This is a genomic window from Mesorhizobium sp. M1004 (assembly GCF_040318795.1).
In the GTDB taxonomy this organism is placed as follows: domain Bacteria; phylum Pseudomonadota; class Alphaproteobacteria; order Rhizobiales; family Rhizobiaceae; genus Mesorhizobium.
Genome location: NZ_JAMYNB010000011.1, coordinates 194,961 through 212,656 on the forward strand (window position 1 = coordinate 194,961; position 17,696 = coordinate 212,656).

Genomic DNA, 17,696 nt, shown 5'->3' on the forward strand with positions numbered 1-17,696 from the left:
TTTGCATCGGTTGCACGTATGTGAATCTTTTCACAGTTGGTCCATGTTCCAGCCAGCACTGACGCCATGTTCATTTGGCCAGTTGGAAATTGGCGACGAGGAACTCGTTCGCGGCCTTGTCGGTGAACGGTATCCAGCGCACACGCTGTTCTGAAAAATCGGGATGCCGGGTTGTGAAAATGGTCATCTCGCGCCGCGCCTGTTCCGGCCGGCCGCTTCGCATCAGCGCGCCGATCTTCAGGAACCTGGAATAGAAATAGCCGGGAGACAGGTTGAGCGAGCGGTCAGCGGCAGCGATCGCCGCCGGCCAGTTCTCGACCAAACAATAGGCCGCCGTCAGTTCCCCCAGATTGTGGAAGCGGTAGAGGTCGAACGGGCTCAATCGCTCGGTATCGAGAAAGAACGGTATCGCGGTCGCGGCATTGCCGAGCAGCAGCTGGGCGCTGCCCATGGCCGAGCGCGCGAAGGCAAAGCTCGGATTGATGTGGATCGCTTCCTCGAGATGGTCGACGGCCGACCGCGGTTCGCCGCGCATGATGTCGACGGCGCCGAGATGGGCGTGCGGGCGCGCATCCAGGCTGTCCACCAGCAACGCCTTGCGGGCAAACTGCTCGACCTTGTTCAAATCGTCGCTGTCGCCGAAACGCAGCCATGCCCGCCAGAAATACCACCACGCCAGTTCGTTGAGCACGGCGCTCGAGTTGGCGTCCTCGCGGTAGGCCTTCTGGAAGAACTCGAGTGCGGTTTCGGTGTCGCCGCGGGTGCGCCGGTTCATGTGCCAGCGGCCCCGTCGCACCAGTTGCCAGGTCTCCAGGCTTTCCCAGGGAACCTGGAAGGTGCGTGCCTGTTCCGCCCGGTCGACCTCCTTGTCGAGGATCGAAACGATCTCAGCGCCGATCTGGTCGCGCAGGTTGAAGATGTCGACCAGATCGCGATCGAAGCGCTGCGACCACACCAGCCGCCCGTTGGACGCGTCGGCCAGCGAGGTGTTGAGGCGGATCTGGCCACCATTGCGCATCAGCGTGCCGCTGACGATGTAGCGCGCGCCGAGCGCGTTGCCGATCACCCGCGTGCCCAGCGTGTCGTCGCGGAACTGGAAGCTGGAGCCCTTGGCGATGACCGAGAGCCATCTGGTGTTGGAAAGACCATAGATGATGTCCTCGGCGATGCCGTCGGCCATGTAGCCGATGTCATGCTCGCCGCCATCGGCGTGGAAGGGCAGGACGGCGATCGCCGGCGGCCCCTTGGACGACAGCTTCTGCTGCGCATTGGCCTGGGGAATGGCGGCGAACGACGCCGCCGGCGAGGATCCGTTGCCACTGCGGCCGGCGATCAGAACGCGCACCGGCAAGGCGATGTTCTTCAGCATGAATTCGCCGAGATCGGTGAATTCGGCCGCCGTCTTGTCCTTCACATGGTGCCAGGTCGTCTCCGAAACGGCGAGACCGTCGCCCGGCGCGAATTCCTGGATTCTCGCGGCGATGTTGACGTCGTCGCCGTAGAGGCGTCCACCACGCACGATGACGTCGCCGGTGTTGATGCCGGCCCGAAACGGCATGCGCATGTCGTCGGCAACCTCGGCGTTGAGGGCGACGATGCGGCCCTGGAAATCAAAGGCCGCGCGCAACGCCTCGATCGGATTGCCGAACTCGGCCATGATGCTGTCGCCGGCGTCGCCGAACGTGCGGCCGCCAAATGTGCCACAGCTGTCGGCGATGATGTCGCGCCGTTCCTCGAATGCCGCGACAGCAGACTCGTCGTCGATGCCCATCAGCCGGGAGAACCCGACGGCATCGATAGAAATGATTGTCGCCAGCTGACGGGTGTAGTTCCGTACAGCCATGTTCGAGCCCCCGCTCCCTTTCTGGTTCTGGTCCAGCACAGGCGACGACCCGTTCCTGAAACACTTCGCCGCGCGCTGAGAGATGAAGATTCCGGCGGGGTTGGCGCGCCATGCCACCCCGCCAGGACCAGAAGTCTAGCAGGGTCTTGGGCAAAGCTCTACCACCATCGGGTTGTCCAGGCCGTAGCAGCACTCATGGTTGGCCGGCGGTTGGCGCAAATATTGGCGTGCCGTCGCTCTGAGCGCGGCGATCCAGGGCTTCACGGAAGCTGCGCGATGTCAGCTCTCGGAACAAACTGTGCTGCCTGCGAGTTTCCGGTGCGGTTCATGCCAACGTGAAATGAGGGTAATCATGCGAAATCTTGTTCTGGCGACCGGTGTCGTCGTTCTTCTGGCCGGCTCGACGGCCTTTGCCGCGGATGACAGCCCACTGCCGCCGACGAATGCCCAGAAACTGTCGGCAATCATCGCCAAGGTCGAGCAGCGCGACGGCTTTCGCTATGTGAAGGAGGTCGACTGGGACAAGGAAGGGTACACCGTCACCTATTACACCGCCGACAAGGCGAAAGTCGAAATCACCTTCGATCCCGTGACCGCCGAACCGAAATAGCGCCGATACCGACACCGCTTCGGCAATTCCGTCCGCTGCGTTTTTTGCCTAGAATGGTGGCAGTTGTCGGACAACGGGGCGACCATGCTTTCTTCCAATCGAATTGCCAACTCGTTTGCGCTTGTCGTCGCACTTGCTGGCGGGGCGGTCTGCCTTGGTCCAGCGCGTGCCGACGGGCCGTCCTTCGACTGCCGCAAAGCCAGCCTGCCGGTTGAAAAGGCGATCTGTGCCGACCCGCAACTGTCGGCAATTGATGCCTTGGTCGCCAAGGCCTTTACGGGTTTCGAGCCAGCCTTTGGCCGCGAAAAGCGCAAGATCGCCCGTGCGCTCATCACTGACAGGAACGCCTGCGGGCAGGATGCCGCCTGCATCGTCAGCGCCCAGAACAATGCGCTGCAGACCTACGGCAATGCGCCGTCCTGGGTGCAGGATTACAACATCGCCCTGATCGGCAAGAAGGCGCTCGACACCGCGGCCCGCCATCCGGGCAGCCCCGACCAGCCCCTGCCCTCGTCGATCGGCCAATGCGCCTTGACCCACATCACCGCGCTGACGACGCGGCTCGGCGACGACCCGCTGGAAACCGCCGGCCCTGAAGCCGGCAGCCTGGCGCGGTTCAGCAATGGCGGCGCCGGGGTTTCCTACGAGCGGGAGCCTGGCCTTGCCAGTTCGAAAGCCGGCGATCCTGTCGTCATGTGCCTGATATCGATCCCGAGGGATTGTCCGCAGGGCGACGAGCGCGGGCGGGTCTATTACGGCGTCGACCTCACGATAAAAGGCACATGGGTTTTGCCGGATTCACAACATCTATGCGGCGGCGCCTGAAGATTTGCCGCAAAGCACTGCTGGATGCACTCTTGCGCCGATCCGCCTTTGATGGCTGAGTGCGCGTAACAGTTGCAGGGCACGGGGGGTGCATGGCCATGGTTAAGCATGTTTTGAAGCGCATCCTGATGATGCTTGCCGGCTATTTCGTTTCGGTGCTGATCGGATTGTTCGCGGTGGTGGCGATATATTGCGCACTCGCCGTATTGCCCAACGCGCCGGACTATTTCGGCGCCATGCAATTTTCGCCCATTGTCGTGCTGCTGTGGCCGCCGCTCGGCATGGTCGTCTATTTCCTGACGATCGTGCTGACCGGCCTGCAGACGCTGATCTTCGCGCTGCTCGCCGAATTCTTTGCCCTGCGCAATTTCCTGGTGCACATGCTGTTTGGCGCCGCTGCCGCTGCAGCCGGCTTCTTCCTGGTCTGGCCGGCCGCGGAAGAGGATGCCGGACGCTGGGCCGATATCGGCATCATCGCCGCCGCCGGCCTCGTAGCCGGCCTGGTCTATTGGCTGATCGCGGGCCGCGACGCCGGCTTCCGGCGTCCGCTCATCCAGCGCTGATCGCAGGAAACGGGCGACCGTCTATCGGCCAAAAATCTAATAAAACCAGAGAGACAAAGTGAGTTCCTCGTTTCGTTGAACGAGGAACTCCGCTGGTTCAGCTCGTCGGCGAACGCACCGCTTCGGTCGCGTCCAGCGCCTGCATCAGCCGCGTGTCGCGGTCGTAGACGTCGTTGAAATATTCGACTTTGCCGGACAGGTCCGGCCAGGCAGTGAAGTAGGAGACATAGACTGGAATCGTGCGTGTCACGTCTTCGCTGGCATGGCCGTGCTTGAGCTTTTCGGCGATGTCGTCGACCGAGACGCCGAGCACCGCCGCCGCCATCCCACGTGGATCCTGAAGGCGAATACAGCCATGGCTGAGCGCCCGCATATCGCGCTGGAAGAAGGATTTTTGCGGCGTGTCGTGCATGTAGATGGCGTGCTTGTTGGGGAACAGGATCTTCAGTTCGCCCAGCGCATTGGCTTCGCTCGGCTGCTGGCGCACGCTGTAGGGAATGTTGGCGCCGTAGGCGCCCCAATTGACCGAGGAAGAGGGAACCCGCCTGCCGCGCGAATCGGTCACCTCGTAGCCGGCACGGTCGAGATAGCCCGGATCGCTACGCAGCCTTGGCAGCATCTCGTTGACGATGATCGACTGCGGCACGCCCCAATAGGGATGGAAATCGACCTGCTTGATCTCCTTGAAGAAGAAGGCGGTCTGGTTGGTGGTCCGGCCTATGACGACGCGGGTCTTCAGCTTCTCCTCGCCATTGTCGATATAGCTGGCGGTGAAGGCGGGCTGGTTGATGAAGACCCGCGGGCTACCAAGATCGGACGGCAGCCAGCGCAACTCTTCCAGCGCAACCTGCACCTTCTGCAGCCTGTCTGCCTTGGATGCGCCGGCGAGCGAGGCGACGGTGCGCGGGCCGATGACCCCATCGCCCTTCATGCCGGCCTTCACCTGCACGGCCTTGATGATCGGAACCAGTTCGGGAACATAGACATCGCTGGTGCCGAGACGAGACAGGATCTCGCCATAGGCGCCGCCCATCTCGTCGTCGAGATTGCGCGCGATCAGCGTCAGCAGCTTCGGCAGTTCGGCGCTGGTCTCGCCGGGCTTCAGCAACAGCTTGGGATCGACGACTATTTCGTTTTCGGCGCTCGCCTGCAGCGATTCAAGTTCGACGCGCAGCGCCTGATATTCCGCGTTCTGCGGGTGCCGCGATTCGAGGTAGGTGCGCACTTCCTGGGTGTGGGCCAGCGTCTTGAGCGCGCCTTCCATGTCGACCGGCTTCGGCGGAAACTCATAGTAGCCGGTGATGCGATTGGGATCGACGCGCCCGCTCTGGGCGTCACGGGCATAGCGCAGTACGCGCGCCGACAGCGCCATCTCGAAGCGGACGAGTTCCTTCAGATGGGCGTCGGCATCGACTGCCGATGCGTTGGCTGCCGGCACCTCGAGCGTGTAGTCGGCCGACGTGAGACCATAGCTTGCGGCTTCGCCAAGCACCCGCACCGCATCCTGGGCGCGGGCATTGGGATTGCCCTCGTTCACCCAGATGAAATCAGGATTGGCAGAGTAATAGGCAATCAGTGCCTTGGCGATATCGGGCTCGGCATAGAGTTCATAGTCACTGAGGCCTGCAACGGCTTCGCGGAAGGCAGTGCTGGTCGCCGACTGCACAAAGGCGGCGTCTTCAGCTGTTGCCACCTGGGGAGGTGCTGCCACCAACGCGGCAAAGTCGACGCGCACCAGCCGGTCGGCCTTGTAGGTGTAGTAGGACGGGCTGCTGATCCTGGTGCCGCCGCCGCCCGATACGGCGGGCTTCGGCTTGCGCTTTGGCGGCGGCGGGAATTCGCCTTGCGGCCTGTGCTTGACGCCACCGCCGAACAGCATGTCGAACAGGCCTTGCGCGCTTGCCTGCGGCACACCGAAGGCCAGTGCTGCCGCCACTGCAAGCGGCATCACGGTGGCTTTATTTCCGAGGAATTTCATTAATCACCCGCTCCGGCTGCAAGCCGGCTCCCGTTCCGCGCCGCTAGACGATCTTGCCAACCGCATGGCGGATGTAAGGCGCTACTATACCGATTCATACCGATTTCGTTAAGCTTCCATAAATTTCCGCAGGCCTGTTGCAGAACGGTTTCACAACATCGTGACGTCTGGAGCGGCGTTGCCGCTCCAGACCGGTCAAAGCGGCTGCTGCTTCAGGCGTTGGCGCCACCGTCGATGGTGAGCGCGGCGCCGGTGACGAAGCGCCCTTCCGGACCGGCGAGCCAGGCAACCATGCCGGCGATCTCGTCAGCCTTGCCGAAGCGGGGCGTCGCCATCTTCCGCCGCTGGTGTTCGGCATGCGGGCCTTCGGCCGGGTTCATGTCGGTGTCGGTCGAACCGGGATGAACGACATTGGCGGTGATTCCGCGCGGACCGAGGTCTCGCGCCAGCGCCTTGGTCAGGCCGACGAGCGCTGCCTTGCTGGTCGAATACGCGCTGAGGTTGGTGTCGGTGACGCGCTCCGCCAGATTGCTGCCGATCGAAATGATGCGGCCTCCCTCGCCCATGTGAGCCGCTGCCGCCTTCGAGGCCACGAACGGCGCTCTCAGATTGACCTCAATGGTTTCATCGAAGTCGGCCAGCGACATCTGTTCGATGGGCGCCGCGCGCCAGATGCCGGCGCTGTTGACGAGGATGTCGAGCCGGCCGAAGGCATTCACCGCCTCGGTGACCGAATTTTCGATGGCGGCAGCGTCGCGATTGTCGGCCTGAATGGCGATCGCGCGACCACCTGCCGCTATAATCTCGGCGACGACAGCTTGGGCCGGCGCCGCGCTGTTGACGTAGGTGATGGCGACGTCGGCGCCATCGGCCGCGAGCCGTTTGGCAATCGCAGCACCAATGCCGCGGCTGCCGCCGGTGACCAGTGCTGCCTTGCCGTTCAATCCGTTCGCTGACATGTCATTTCTCCTTTTATGTAACGTTCGATACATAAATATCTGGCAGCCTTGCCTGGCGACGTCAAGTGAATTATGTATCGATCAACACAGAAAAGAGCGCCATGCCGGAAAGAGGCCGCCCCCGCACCTTCGATCGAACCGCCGCCTTGCGGCAGGCGATGGAGCTGTTCTGGGCCAAAGGTTATGAGGGCACCTCGATCGCCGACCTGACCGCGGCGATGGGGATCAGCTCGCCCAGCCTCTATGCCGCCTTCGGCAGCAAGGAGGCGCTGTTTCTGGAAGCGACCGAGTATTACACCCGCAACGAAGGCACCGAGATCTGGAGCGCGCTGGACGAAGCGCCGACGGCATGCCAGGCGATCGAGAATTTCCTGCGCCAGACGGCAAAAGCGTACTCTCAGGACGACCGCCCGCAGGGCTGTCTCATCGCGCTGGGCGCACTGCACCAGGATTCAAGCAGCGGCGCGATCTGCGATGATTTGCGCCGCCGCCGCGCCGAAAACCACACCCTCTTGCTGAGACGGCTGGAACGCGGTGTGGCGGAAGGCGAATTGCCAGCGGGCTTCGACAGCAACGCGGCGGCGACCTTCTATGCGACGGTCCAGCACGGCATGTCGATCCAGGCCCGCGACGGCGCCTCGTGCGAAGCGCTGATGGCCACAGTGGCCGGAGCGATGGCGGCGTGGCAGGGGCTGGTCGGAACAGCGTGACAAAGCGCGGAGCTTGTGCTGGAAATCCAGTCGGCGGCGAAATGCGCCGGGAGGGATCATCCGTGAAAAAAGGGTATCGCGAGTTGCTCGACGAGGCCAATGCCGAGATCGAGGTGGTCTCGCCCGAGGAAGCGGCCGGGCTGCTCGACGACGAGGACACCATCTTCGTCGACCTGCGCGATCCACGCGAGATCGAGCGGGACGGCCAGATCCCCGGCGCCAAACATGTCACTCGCGGCATGCTGGAATTCTGGATCGATCCCGAAAGCCCTTACCACAAGCCGTTCTTTGCCTCGGGCAAAAGCTTCGTCTTCTTTTGCGCCGGCGGCTGGCGCTCGGCGCTGGCCACCAAGACGGCGCAGGATATGGGGCTGTCGCCGGTCAAGCACATCCTTGGCGGCTATACCGCCTGGAAGGCGGCCGGATTGCCCGTCGAGCCGGGCGGCAAGAAGAACGGTTAGCTCACCGCTCCGGCGTTGTCGGAGTCGACAATACACCCATTGGAATCAATGCAGTATCAGCTCGCGCTCGTTTTTGACAAAAGTCACAGCGCGTTCGACAACACCTTTGTCGGCGAGAATGCGACGGTGGCCGAGCCCATCGGCCCAGTGCAGCCGCACATGGCTGCCGGCGCCGGCATAACGTGTGGCATGATCGGCGGGGACTTCGCGGTCGTCCGGCGCGTGGATGACCAGCGTCGGCACCGGCGCCTCAGCCAACTGGCGGTCGCCGGTGAATTCATGCAGCGGCCGGCCCGACAGCCTTTTCACCTGATCGGCCATGGAAACCTGCGAACGCGGACCGACATTGAGCATGCGGCTGAAGTCGGCGAAGATCGCCGGCAGGGAACTTGGCGCGGCGACCAGCACCAGCCGCTCGGCCGCGACGGGCTGGATACCCTTGATCGAACCGGCAATGGCATTGGCGGCGACGGCGCCACCGAAGGAATGGCCGACGATCGCCTTGAACGGACCGAACCATTCGCCGGCGACCCTGACCGCCTCGACCGCATTGACCATATTGAGATGACGGCCCAGCGACTGGCCATGGCCCGGCAGGTCGAGCGAGGCGACCCGGTAGCCCGCATCGCGAAAGCCTTCGATCAGCGCCCGCATATATTCCGTGCGCGAACGCCAGCCATGGACCACCAGCACCGTGCCGGCGGACGCCCTGCCCGGCTCGGGCCGGAATTCGTGCACCATGACGCAGCCGGCCTTGGTCGTCAGCCGATGATGGCGCGCCTCGGCCATGAAGCCGGCGGCGCGGTCGACCGCACGCCGCTCGCCGTCGCTGAGCGCCTTCACGCTCGGCGTGCGGCAGAACAGTTCGAAGGCCGCGCGCCCGCTCAGACGCGGCGCCACAAGCTCGGCCGCGCCGAACACGCCCCGGATGACCTTCAGTCCAAATGATGCCATAGTGGCGATCCATCCATTCCGTTCAAGCATGAACATAATAGTTCAAACATGAACATTAAACAAGAGCTGCCCTGGGACAACCCGCGCTTTCGCAACTGGGTCGCGGTGGCGCGCGCCTGCCATGTGCTGGAGCGTGCGCTGGCGGTAAAGCTGGCGCCGCTGGATCTCAAGCCGGCGCAGCTCGACGTGCTGATGAACCTCTATCGCCATCCCGGCATGTCGCAGCACGATCTCGCCCGCAAACTGCTGGTCGGCCGCTCCAACATCACCATGCTGTTGCCGCAGCTCGAGGCGCGCGGCCTGTTGCGCCGCGAAGGCGACGAGAAGGACAAGCGCGTGCTGCGGCTGACGCTTACCGAGGCCGGCACGGAGCTCCTGATGAAAGCGCTGAAGGTGCATATGGCGCTGATCGAAAAGGCGATGAGCCAGTCGACAGCGGAACAGTGCGACATGATCGGCGAACAGATGCGCAAGATCTATGACGTGCTGAAGGATACCTGAGCCGTTCGATCCACGCGCCTCCCACCTCACCACATCGTCTTCTTCGCCCGCTCCGGCCATTCCTTGTCGTAAGTACCGGCATCGATATTCTTGCGGCTGGTGACTTCCAGGATTGTTCCGGGTGTCGGCAGCGATTTCGGGTCGACGTGCTTTGCCGGGTTCCACAGCTCCGAGCGAACGATGGCGCGGGCGCACTGGAAATAGACCGAATCGACATCGACCACGGTGACCGAGCGCGCCGGCTTGCCTTCGACGGCGAAGGAGGCGCAAAGCGCGGCGTCGGTGGCGATGCGGGCGCGGCCGTTGACGCGCAGCGTCGTGCCCGAACCCGGCACAAGAAACAGCAGCCCGACGCGAGGATCGCGGATGATGTTCTTAAGCGAATCGGCGCGGTTGTTGCCGCGTCGGTCCGGCATCATCAGCGTTCTCGGGTCATGCATGCGCACAAAGCCGGCGAGATCGCCGCGCGGCGAACAGTCCAGCCCTTCCGGCCCGCTCGTCGCCAGAGCGACAAAAGGCGAGGCTTCGATGAAGGCGGCATATTCGGGAATGACGTGGTCGAGTTCCTTGATCGTCGACGCTTCGCCGGGCAGGCCGTAGAGGGCTTCGAGCTGTTCGACCGTGGTGATGTCAGACATTTTCCCGTCTCCGAACCTTTGCCGGCGTTACCCCCAGTCAATGACGTTTTGCGGACAGTGCCGACTAGCGGTCGCGGCTCAGTCCCTTCTGCTGGAGCTCGGCGAGATAGGCATTCCAGCGCGCGTCCTTTTCGTGGCCAAGCGTGTGCAGGTAATTCCAGGTGAAGATGCCGGTGTCGTGAAAATCGTCGAAGGTGATGCGCACGGCGTAGTTGCCGACCGGCTCGATCTTCAGGATAGCAACGTTACGCTTGCCGGGAACCGTCACCCGCTGGTCCGGCGAATGGCCCTGCACCTCGGCCGAGGGTGAAGCGACGCGCAGCAGTTCGGCCGGCAGCTCGAACGGCCGATGATCGGGAAAGGTGACGGACAGCAGTTTTCTGTCCTTCGAGACCCTGAGTTCCTTCGGCGCCGTCATTGTTCTGCATCCCGCATCGATCCGCCCTTCCCTACGCTGCTTCGCGCGAGCGGAAAAGGCCATTTGGACCCGGCCGACATCGGATGTCGGCCGGGGAATGTCACCAAAGATCGAGAGCGGCTATCTTGAATGGCGGGTTGGATCGTATCACATAGCCGTATATAACGGCACCACTCGCAGCATTGGAAACGCTTGAACGCATGGACATGATCGATCCCTTCGGTCGCACGATCAGCTACTTGCGCGTGTCGGTCACCGACCGCTGCGATTTCCGCTGCACCTATTGCATGGCCGAGGACATGGCGTTCCTGCCCAAGAAGGACCTGCTGTCGCTCGAGGAACTCGACCGGCTCTGCACCGTCTTCATCGAAAAGGGCGTGCGCAAACTGCGCCTCACCGGCGGCGAGCCGCTGGTGCGCAAGAACATCATGCATCTGGTGCGCCAGCTGTCGCGGCACTTGAAGAGCGGCGCGCTGGAAGAGTTGACGCTGACCACCAATGGCTCGCAGCTGTCGCGCTTTGCCGCCGAGCTTGCCGATTGCGGTGTCGAGCGCATCAATGTCTCGCTCGACACGCTCGATGCCGACAAGTTCCACGCCATCACCCGCTGGGGCCATCTCGGCAAGGTCATGCAAGGCATCGATGCCGCGCAGGCGGCGGGGCTGAAGGTGAAGCTCAACGCCGTTGCGCTGAAGGACTTCAACGACGTCGAGCTGCCGGAGATGATGCGCTGGGCGCATGGCCGCGGCATGGACTTGACCGTCATCGAAACCATGCCGATGGGCGAGATCGACGCCGACCGCACCGATCAGTATCTGCCGCTGTCGCTGCTGCGCGCTTCGCTCGAGCGCCAGTTCACGCTGAGCGACATCCCCTACAAGACCGGCGGCCCGGCCCGCTACGTCCATGTCGCAGAGACCGGCGGCAGGCTGGGCTTCATCACGCCGATGACGCATAATTTCTGCGAAAGCTGCAACCGCGTGCGGCTGACCTGCACCGGCACGCTCTATATGTGCCTGGGTCAGGAGGATGCCGCCGACCTGCGCGCCCCGCTGCGTGCGTCCGAAGGCAACGAACTGGTCGCTGCTGCCATCGACGAAGCGATCGGCCGCAAGCCGAAGGGCCATGATTTCATCATCGACCGCCGCACCAGCCGCCCGTCGGTGTCGAGACATATGAGCGTCACCGGCGGCTGATTTTCTCCGCGATTGGTGCAGAATGCTTCCGTTGGAAGCGAGGGGGATTTCCATGCAGCGTGTTTGCCAAACCGGGCTGTCAGCGCTGGTCGTGGCCCTATCATTGGCGACCACAGTGGCGCTCGCAAAGCCGTTCACCTACATCAATGCGCGCTATGGCACGGTGTGCACGTTCCCGAGCCAGATTTTCAGCAAGCCGATGCCTGAGTCCCTCAATGGCGACGGTCGAAAATGGCTTAGCCCCGATGGTGCGAGCTTGTCCTGTTACGGCGGATACAAGCTGACGGAAGATACGCCCGACAGTCTGGTTGAAAAGGAAAAAGCCGACCCTGACTCTGGGGAAAAGGTCACTTACAGCAAAACCGGTAAGAACTGGGCAGTGGTCTCAGGCACCAAAGGCGACAAGATCTTCTATACCCGAATCGTCTTCGAAAAAGAGGATGCAATCCATACAGTCTGGATCGAATATCCCGCCTCGCTCAAGGCCAAGTACGACCCACTGGTCGGCGCTATCGGCGACAGCCTGCATGGGGCTGAGCAACACTGGGAATAAATCGCTCTCGACGCTGCAAACCCGATTTACCGCCATCGCGTTCCGCCCTAAATTTCGGCCTATAGCGGCTCGTCGCTCGGTTTGGGGGAATACGACATGCGCACATTCTTACTTTCTCTTGCAATGCTTGGGTTTGCCGCCGCGCCGGCAGCAGCACAGTCCATCGGTGGCAGCTACACCGTTGCGGGCACCAATTTCGACGGCTCGAAATATGGCGGCGAAGCCACCATCACGCTGACCAGCGAGACCACCTGCACCATCCATTGGGAGACGGGCGGATCATCGTCGGACGGCATCTGCATGCGCAACGACGATGCCTTCTCCGCCGGCTATGTCATGGGCAAGGAAATCGGTCTCGTCGTCTACAAGGTAGAGGCTGACGGCTCGCTGCACGGCCTGTGGACCATCGCCGGTAAGAACGGCAGCGGCACCGAGGTGCTGACGCCGAAATGAGCCTGCCGGTCATCCGGCCAGCCCTCTCAGGGATTTCTATGGGTCACGGGTGAAAATCCGTGGCCTATTTCTTTGACGTTGCTGTCTTGCCGCCGGCTGCTACAGGCTTGAGCGGTTCACCGTTTCGCCGAAACGTCGAACCGCTTTATTCTTTGTTTTCACGCAATTCCGGACGGAAAACCGTTTCACACTTTTCCTGGAATTGCTCTTGCAAAACCGGTAACGCCCTTGCCTCTTTCCCCAAACATTCGCGGCGCGCTGTGCATGATGGTGGCCATGATCGGCTTCACCCTCAACGACGCCATCACCAAGTTCTCGTCGGAATCGATGAACATGGCGCAGGTCATGCTGGTGCGCGGCGCATTTGCGTCGCTGCTCGTCGGCCTGCTCGCCTGGCAGCAAGGCGCGCTCGCGCGACCGAGGTCGATGCTGCAGCCGCTGGTGGCGCTTCGCGTGGTCGCCGAGGCCGGCGCCACCGTCGCCTTCCTTGTGGCATTAGCGCATCTGCCGATCGCCAATGTCTCGGCGGTGCTGCAGGCGCTGCCGCTGGCGGTGACGATGGGGGCGGCACTCGTATTCAACGAAACGGTCGGCTGGCGGCGCTGGCTGGCGATCGCGGTCGGCTTCGGCGGCGTTCTGATCATCGTGCGGCCAGGCTTCGAAGGCTTCAGCGTCTATTCGCTGTACGCACTCGTCAGCGTCGCCTGTTGCGCAGTACGTGACCTCGCCACCAAGCGCATCCCGAGGGCTATCCCGACCTTGCTGGTGTCGACGGCAACGGCAATCGCCATGACCATCGTTGGCGCCGTGCTGCTGTCGCCGATGGGCGGCTGGACGCCAATGTCCGGCAAAGGCACGGCACTTTTGGCATTGGCGGCGGTGCTGGTGCTGATCGGCTACCAGTTCATCATCATGGCAATGCGGGCTGGCGACATCTCCTTCATTGCGCCATTCCGCTACACCGCCCTCTTTTGGTCGATGCTGCTTGGCCTCATCATCTTCGGCGATGTCCCCGACCTGCCGATGATCTTCGGCTCCGCCATCATCATCGGCTCCGGCCTCTACGCGCTCTATCGCGAGCGGGTCGCCGGCCGGCAAAAACCCGCAGCCGAAAGCGCTGGACCCGACATGGCGCCGGACGGCATATAGCTTGGCCATGAGCCAAGACATTGCAGGAATTATCCTGGCCGGAGGCCTGTCACGGCGCATGGGCGGCGGCGACAAGACTTTGCTGGCGCTTGGCGGGCGTCCGCTTCTCGACCATGTCGTTGCCCGCCTGGCGCCGCAGGTCGGATCGCTGGCGCTCAGCGCCAATGGTGACCCGGCGCGCTTCGAGGCGGCCGGTCTTCCGGTTCTCGCCGATGCGGTGGAAGGCTATGCCGGACCGCTTGCCGGAATCCTCACCGGCCTCGAATGGGCGGCAGCGAACACCGCTTGCACGGCATTGGCGACGGCCCCCGGCGACACGCCGTTTCTGCCGGTGGATCTGGTGGCAAAGCTGGCCGCTGCCGCGACCAGTCGGCCGGGCTCGATGGCGGTTGCCAGTTCCGGCGGCAGGCGGCATCCGACCTTCGCGCTGTGGCCGCTCGTGCTGCGTGAGGCCTTGCGGCATTTCCTGATCGACGAGGACAACAGGCGCGTCTCCGCCTTCATCGAGCGGCACGACTGTGTCGAAGTGGAATTTCCGTTGCTGACCCACGGCAGTGACGAGATCGACCCGTTCTTCAACATCAACACACCGCACGACCTTGCGGTGGCCGAGCGTCTGTTGCAGAGCATCGGCCCATGAACATCTTCGGCATCACCGGCTGGAAGAATTCCGGCAAGACCACACTGACCGAGAAGCTGGTCACAGAGCTCGTCCGGCGCGGCTGGACAGTGTCAACGGTCAAACACGCCCATCATGAGTTCGACATCGACAAGCCTGGCGCCGACAGCTTTCGTCACCGCCAGGCGGGCGCCACCGAAGTCGCGGTGGTGTCGGGCAAACGCTGGGCGCTGATGCATGAATTGCGCGGTGAGGACGAGCCGACGCTGGAGACGGTCCTGTCGCGGTTGGCCCCGTGCGACATCGTGCTGGTCGAAGGCTACAAGCGCGAGGCGCACAAAAAGATCGAGACCCGGCGGCGGGAGGCCAAGGACCGCTCGCCGCTGTCGGCCAACGACGGACATATCGTGGCGATTGCCGCCGACTTCGCGGTTACCGGCGAAAGCCTGCCTGTGTTCGATCTCGACGACTCGGGAGGGATAGCCGACTTCATCGAGCGCATGACCGGCCTCAAACCTTGAGGCCCCTGCCCTCGCCCGGGTCAGCCGCCCTCTTCAGCCGTTGCATTGTCTAAGCGCGTCGCGCCTGAACGGCCTCATGCGACGCGCTTCAGGTTGTTTTATTTATGCATGTCGTCGTCCCAAAACCGCTGCGCACTTTTGGGCGACATGCATTAACCCGGCGTCGGCATTGGCTGGACCCGCAAATCCCGCAAGCAACGGTTTTACAGTTGCTTTTCTCCCGAAAACAGTGGGAGTATCGCGCCAGCGGGCGGTCAAAAGCACCGCCCCACAGAGCCGTTCCGGAACGACGGCCGGGAGCCATAAAGAGAGGACTATCATGCGTATTGCACTGCGTATCGCGCTCGCCGCATCGGCTGCGCTGCTGACGCTCGGCGTCGCCCAGGCTCAGGAAACGACCCTGAGAATCGGCACCGAAGGCGCGTACCCCCCATTCAACAACCTGACCTCCGACGGCCAGCTCGTGGGCTTCGACATCGACATCGCCAAGGCGCTCTGCGACGAGATGAAGGTCAAGTGCACCTTCGTCGCCCAGGATTGGGACGGCATCATTCCGGCCCTGCAGGCCGGCAAGTTCGACGCCATCGTCGCCTCGATGTCGATCACGCCGGAGCGCGCCGAGAAGGTCGACTTCACCCACAAATACTACAACACGCCGTCGGCGATCGCGGTACCCAAGGATTCGACCCTCAAGGGCGTGACCAAGGAAGACCTGGCCGGCAAGACCATCGGCGTCGCAACCACCACGACGCATTTCAATTATGCCTCGAAAACCTATACGGACAGCACGGTCAAGGGCTATCCGAGCAGCCCCGAAGAGCAGGCCGATCTCGCCAATGGCCGTCTCGACGCGATCGAGGACGATATCGTCGTGTTGCAACAGTTCCTGGATTCGCCTGATGGCGCCTGCTGCAAGATTCTCGGCCAGCCTTCGCCGCAGCCGGTCGATATCTTTGGACCGGGCGCCGGCATCGCCGTGCGCAAGGGCGAGACGGATCTGGTCAACAAGTTGAACAGCGCCATCGACGCAATCCGCGCCAACGGAAAGTACAAGGAAATCAACGACAAGTACTTCAAGTTCGACGTCTTCGGCGCCGAGTCCTGATCGTCTGAAACAAGGCGGCAGGGGAAGTTTCCTGCTGCCGCCTTGGCCTGACAGAAGTGGAGACAAGACCCGTCAATGCCAAGCCAGAACATATGGATACTTCTCACTTGGGGACCCGATGGCTGGATTGACGATATTGCCTATGGCGCACTGGTCACCATTGCGCTCGCGCTGGCGACACTGCCGATCGGCCTGACGATCGGCTTTTTCGTCGCCTGGGCAAAACAATCCGAAGAGCCGTCGCTTCGCGTGGCTGCCAACATCTACACCACGGTGTTTCGCGGACTGCCGGAACTAGTGACGCTTTTCCTGTTCTTCTTCGGCATGCCGATCCTCTTGCAGTATGTCATCCGTCTGTTCAGGCCGGAAGCGACGGTCGATGTCGACAGCTTCCTCGCCGGCATGATCGTGCTGTCGCTGATCTTTTCGTCGTATTCCAGCGAAGTCTTCCTGTCGGCCTTTCGCGCCATTCCGAAGGGCCAGTATGAGGGCGGCTATGCGATCGGGCTGTCGAAATGGCAGACGATGCGCAAGGTGATCCTGCCGCAGCTGCTGCGCATCGCCTTCCCCGGCCTTGAGAATTGCTGGCTGAGCCTGCTCAAGGACACGGCCCTGGTGTCGGTCGTCAACCTGGCTGAAACCTTGCGCAACGCCGGCGTGGCGGCCCGTGTCACCAAACATTCCTTCCTGTTCTACAGCGTCGCGGCGATGGTGTTCCTTATCCTTGCCATCCTGTCGTCGATCGCCACCGGCTTCATCCTGCGTTCGCTCGGGAGGAGGGAGGCACGATGAGCGTCGTGACGCGCGCCGCCGTCGACATCGAGAAGCCACCACCACGGGCGCGAGGCTGGCCGCGGGCCCGTATCGTCGGCTACGCGCTGGTCGGCTTCTGGATCCTGTTCGGCATCGGCATCGCCGTCTATCTGGTTTACGCCTGGAATGGCGAATTCTTCGCCAGATACGCGCCTGCCTATCTGCAGGGCTTGGGAACCACGCTTGCGCTGGTGGCCATCTCGATGGTGCTCGGTGCGCTCTTTTCGCTGCCTGTCACCTATGCCCGCATGTCGAAGAACCGCTATTTGTCCGTCCTGGCTTATTGCTATGTCTATTTCTTCCGCGGCACGCCGCTGCTGGTCCAGGTCTATCTCGTCTATTACGGCCTGGGCTCATTCCGGGTGCAACTCGAATCCGTCGGACTGTGGTGGTTCTTCCGCGACGCCTTCAATTGCGGTGTGTTCGCCTTCGCGCTCAACACCGCCGCCTACCAGGCCGAAATCCTGCGCGGCGCCATAGAAAGTGTTCCGAGGGGCCAATGGGAGGGCGCTGCTTCGCTCGGCCTGCACAAATTGCAGACGCTGCGCAAGGTCATCCTGCCGCAGGCGTTTATCGTCGCGCTCCGGCCCTATGGCAACGAACTCGTCCTGATGATCAAGGCCTCCGCCATCGTTGCCATCATCACCGTCTATGATTTGATGGGCAACGCGAAGCTGGCCTACGCCAAGTCCTTCGACTTCCAGGCCTATGTCTGGGTCGCCATCGTCTATCTGGTGATGGTCGAGATCCTGCGCCACGGCGTCGAATGGATCGAGCGGCGGATCACCATTCATCTGATCCGCTGAGCGTTCGGCTGTACCAGTCGA

21 protein-coding genes are annotated in these 17,696 nt (G+C 62.6%); 15 read left to right on the forward strand and 6 right to left on the reverse strand.

Translation table 11 applies throughout. The annotated features are described in order from the left end of the window. Positions 1–70 precede the first annotated feature (70 nt). Positions 71–1,843, reverse strand: coding sequence for an adenylate/guanylate cyclase domain-containing protein (locus NKH54_RS23105; protein WP_023690753.1), 1,773 nt, complete (start codon positions 1,841–1,843; stop codon positions 71–73). Positions 1,844–2,195: 352 nt separating this feature from the next. Between NKH54_RS23105 and NKH54_RS23110 the strand changes: the two genes are divergently transcribed. The 3 genes from NKH54_RS23110 to NKH54_RS23120 all read left to right on the forward strand — a co-directional run bounded on the left by NKH54_RS23110 (position 2,196) and on the right by NKH54_RS23120 (position 3,841). Beyond that, positions 2,196–2,453 carry a PepSY domain-containing protein gene (locus NKH54_RS23110; RefSeq protein ID WP_023690752.1) on the forward strand — a complete coding sequence of 86 codons (258 nt, stop codon included), beginning with the start codon at positions 2,196–2,198 and terminating at the stop codon, positions 2,451–2,453. Between the two features lie 84 nt (positions 2,454–2,537). Further along, complete coding sequence (locus tag NKH54_RS23115) at positions 2,538–3,278, forward strand: lysozyme inhibitor LprI family protein (protein WP_050588903.1); 741 nt, start codon at positions 2,538–2,540, stop codon at positions 3,276–3,278. A 92-nt stretch (positions 3,279–3,370) separates the two neighbouring features. Further along, positions 3,371–3,841, forward strand: coding sequence for a hypothetical protein (locus NKH54_RS23120; protein ID WP_023668992.1), 471 nt, complete (start codon positions 3,371–3,373; stop codon positions 3,839–3,841). 97 nt (positions 3,842–3,938) lie between these two features. Here NKH54_RS23120 and NKH54_RS23125 read toward each other — a convergent pair whose 3' ends face one another. Both NKH54_RS23125 and NKH54_RS23130 read right to left on the reverse strand, forming a co-directional pair. After that, on the reverse strand, positions 3,939–5,819 hold the full coding sequence (locus NKH54_RS23125) for a L,D-transpeptidase family protein (protein WP_353028980.1): 1,881 nt from the start codon (positions 5,817–5,819) through the stop codon (positions 3,939–3,941). Between the two features lie 212 nt (positions 5,820–6,031). Continuing rightward, the gene (locus NKH54_RS23130; RefSeq protein WP_023829840.1) at positions 6,032–6,778 is read right to left on the reverse strand and encodes a 3-oxoacyl-ACP reductase family protein; all 747 of its coding nucleotides are present in this window, start codon (positions 6,776–6,778) and stop codon (positions 6,032–6,034) included. Positions 6,779–6,879: 101 nt separating this feature from the next. Between NKH54_RS23130 and NKH54_RS23135 the strand changes: the two genes are divergently transcribed. Continuing rightward, positions 6,880–7,488 carry a TetR/AcrR family transcriptional regulator gene (locus tag NKH54_RS23135; protein WP_023710494.1) on the forward strand — a complete coding sequence of 203 codons (609 nt, stop codon included), beginning with the start codon at positions 6,880–6,882 and terminating at the stop codon, positions 7,486–7,488. Positions 7,489–7,550: 62 nt separating this feature from the next. After that, positions 7,551–7,949 (forward strand): rhodanese-like domain-containing protein, encoded by a 399-nt coding sequence (locus tag NKH54_RS23140; RefSeq protein ID WP_023688500.1) that lies wholly within the window; start codon positions 7,551–7,553, stop codon positions 7,947–7,949. Between the two features lie 45 nt (positions 7,950–7,994). Here NKH54_RS23140 and NKH54_RS23145 read toward each other — a convergent pair whose 3' ends face one another. Further along, positions 7,995–8,903, reverse strand: a complete 909-nt coding sequence (locus tag NKH54_RS23145; RefSeq protein WP_023710493.1) for an alpha/beta hydrolase — start codon at positions 8,901–8,903, stop codon at positions 7,995–7,997. Between the two features lie 48 nt (positions 8,904–8,951). Between NKH54_RS23145 and NKH54_RS23150 the strand changes: the two genes are divergently transcribed. Next, the gene (locus tag NKH54_RS23150) at positions 8,952–9,404 is read left to right on the forward strand and encodes a MarR family winged helix-turn-helix transcriptional regulator (protein ID WP_023668997.1); all 453 of its coding nucleotides are present in this window, start codon (positions 8,952–8,954) and stop codon (positions 9,402–9,404) included. A 26-nt stretch (positions 9,405–9,430) separates the two neighbouring features. Here NKH54_RS23150 and NKH54_RS23155 read toward each other — a convergent pair whose 3' ends face one another. Beyond that, positions 9,431–10,042, reverse strand: a complete 612-nt coding sequence (locus NKH54_RS23155; protein WP_023726591.1) for a pyridoxamine 5'-phosphate oxidase family protein — start codon at positions 10,040–10,042, stop codon at positions 9,431–9,433. A gap of 64 nt (positions 10,043–10,106) precedes the next feature. Then, positions 10,107–10,460: a gamma-butyrobetaine hydroxylase family protein gene (locus NKH54_RS23160; protein WP_353028981.1), complete on the reverse strand. Its 354-nt coding sequence runs from the start codon at positions 10,458–10,460 to the stop codon at positions 10,107–10,109. A 200-nt stretch (positions 10,461–10,660) separates the two neighbouring features. On the opposite strand from NKH54_RS23160, the gene moaA reads away from it, so the two are divergent. The 9 genes from moaA to NKH54_RS23205 all read left to right on the forward strand — a co-directional run bounded on the left by moaA (position 10,661) and on the right by NKH54_RS23205 (position 17,675). Continuing rightward, entirely contained in the window at positions 10,661–11,656 is a 996-nt protein-coding gene (moaA, locus tag NKH54_RS23165) for a GTP 3',8-cyclase MoaA (RefSeq protein ID WP_031193366.1), read from the forward strand. A 52-nt stretch (positions 11,657–11,708) separates the two neighbouring features. Then, entirely contained in the window at positions 11,709–12,209 is a 501-nt protein-coding gene (locus NKH54_RS23170) for a hypothetical protein (protein WP_023820731.1), read from the forward strand. A gap of 96 nt (positions 12,210–12,305) precedes the next feature. Then, complete coding sequence (locus NKH54_RS23175; protein WP_353028982.1) at positions 12,306–12,662, forward strand: hypothetical protein; 357 nt, start codon at positions 12,306–12,308, stop codon at positions 12,660–12,662. 228 nt (positions 12,663–12,890) lie between these two features. Further along, on the forward strand, positions 12,891–13,811 hold the full coding sequence (locus NKH54_RS23180; protein ID WP_353028983.1) for a DMT family transporter: 921 nt from the start codon (positions 12,891–12,893) through the stop codon (positions 13,809–13,811). A gap of 7 nt (positions 13,812–13,818) precedes the next feature. Then, the gene (mobA, locus tag NKH54_RS23185) at positions 13,819–14,451 is read left to right on the forward strand and encodes a molybdenum cofactor guanylyltransferase MobA (RefSeq protein ID WP_353028984.1); all 633 of its coding nucleotides are present in this window, start codon (positions 13,819–13,821) and stop codon (positions 14,449–14,451) included. Beyond that, on the forward strand, positions 14,448–14,951 hold the full coding sequence (mobB, locus tag NKH54_RS23190) for a molybdopterin-guanine dinucleotide biosynthesis protein B (RefSeq protein WP_023714210.1): 504 nt from the start codon (positions 14,448–14,450) through the stop codon (positions 14,949–14,951). Before mobA ends, mobB begins: the two co-directional genes overlap by 4 nt. A gap of 319 nt (positions 14,952–15,270) precedes the next feature. Next, positions 15,271–16,056 (forward strand): ABC transporter substrate-binding protein, encoded by a 786-nt coding sequence (locus NKH54_RS23195; RefSeq protein ID WP_023688509.1) that lies wholly within the window; start codon positions 15,271–15,273, stop codon positions 16,054–16,056. A 75-nt stretch (positions 16,057–16,131) separates the two neighbouring features. Further along, positions 16,132–16,848 (forward strand): ABC transporter permease, encoded by a 717-nt coding sequence (locus NKH54_RS23200; RefSeq protein ID WP_023669007.1) that lies wholly within the window; start codon positions 16,132–16,134, stop codon positions 16,846–16,848. Then, positions 16,845–17,675: an ABC transporter permease gene (locus NKH54_RS23205; RefSeq protein WP_023688511.1), complete on the forward strand. Its 831-nt coding sequence runs from the start codon at positions 16,845–16,847 to the stop codon at positions 17,673–17,675. The genes NKH54_RS23200 and NKH54_RS23205 overlap by 4 nt, the downstream gene beginning before the upstream one ends. Positions 17,676–17,696 lie beyond the last annotated feature (21 nt).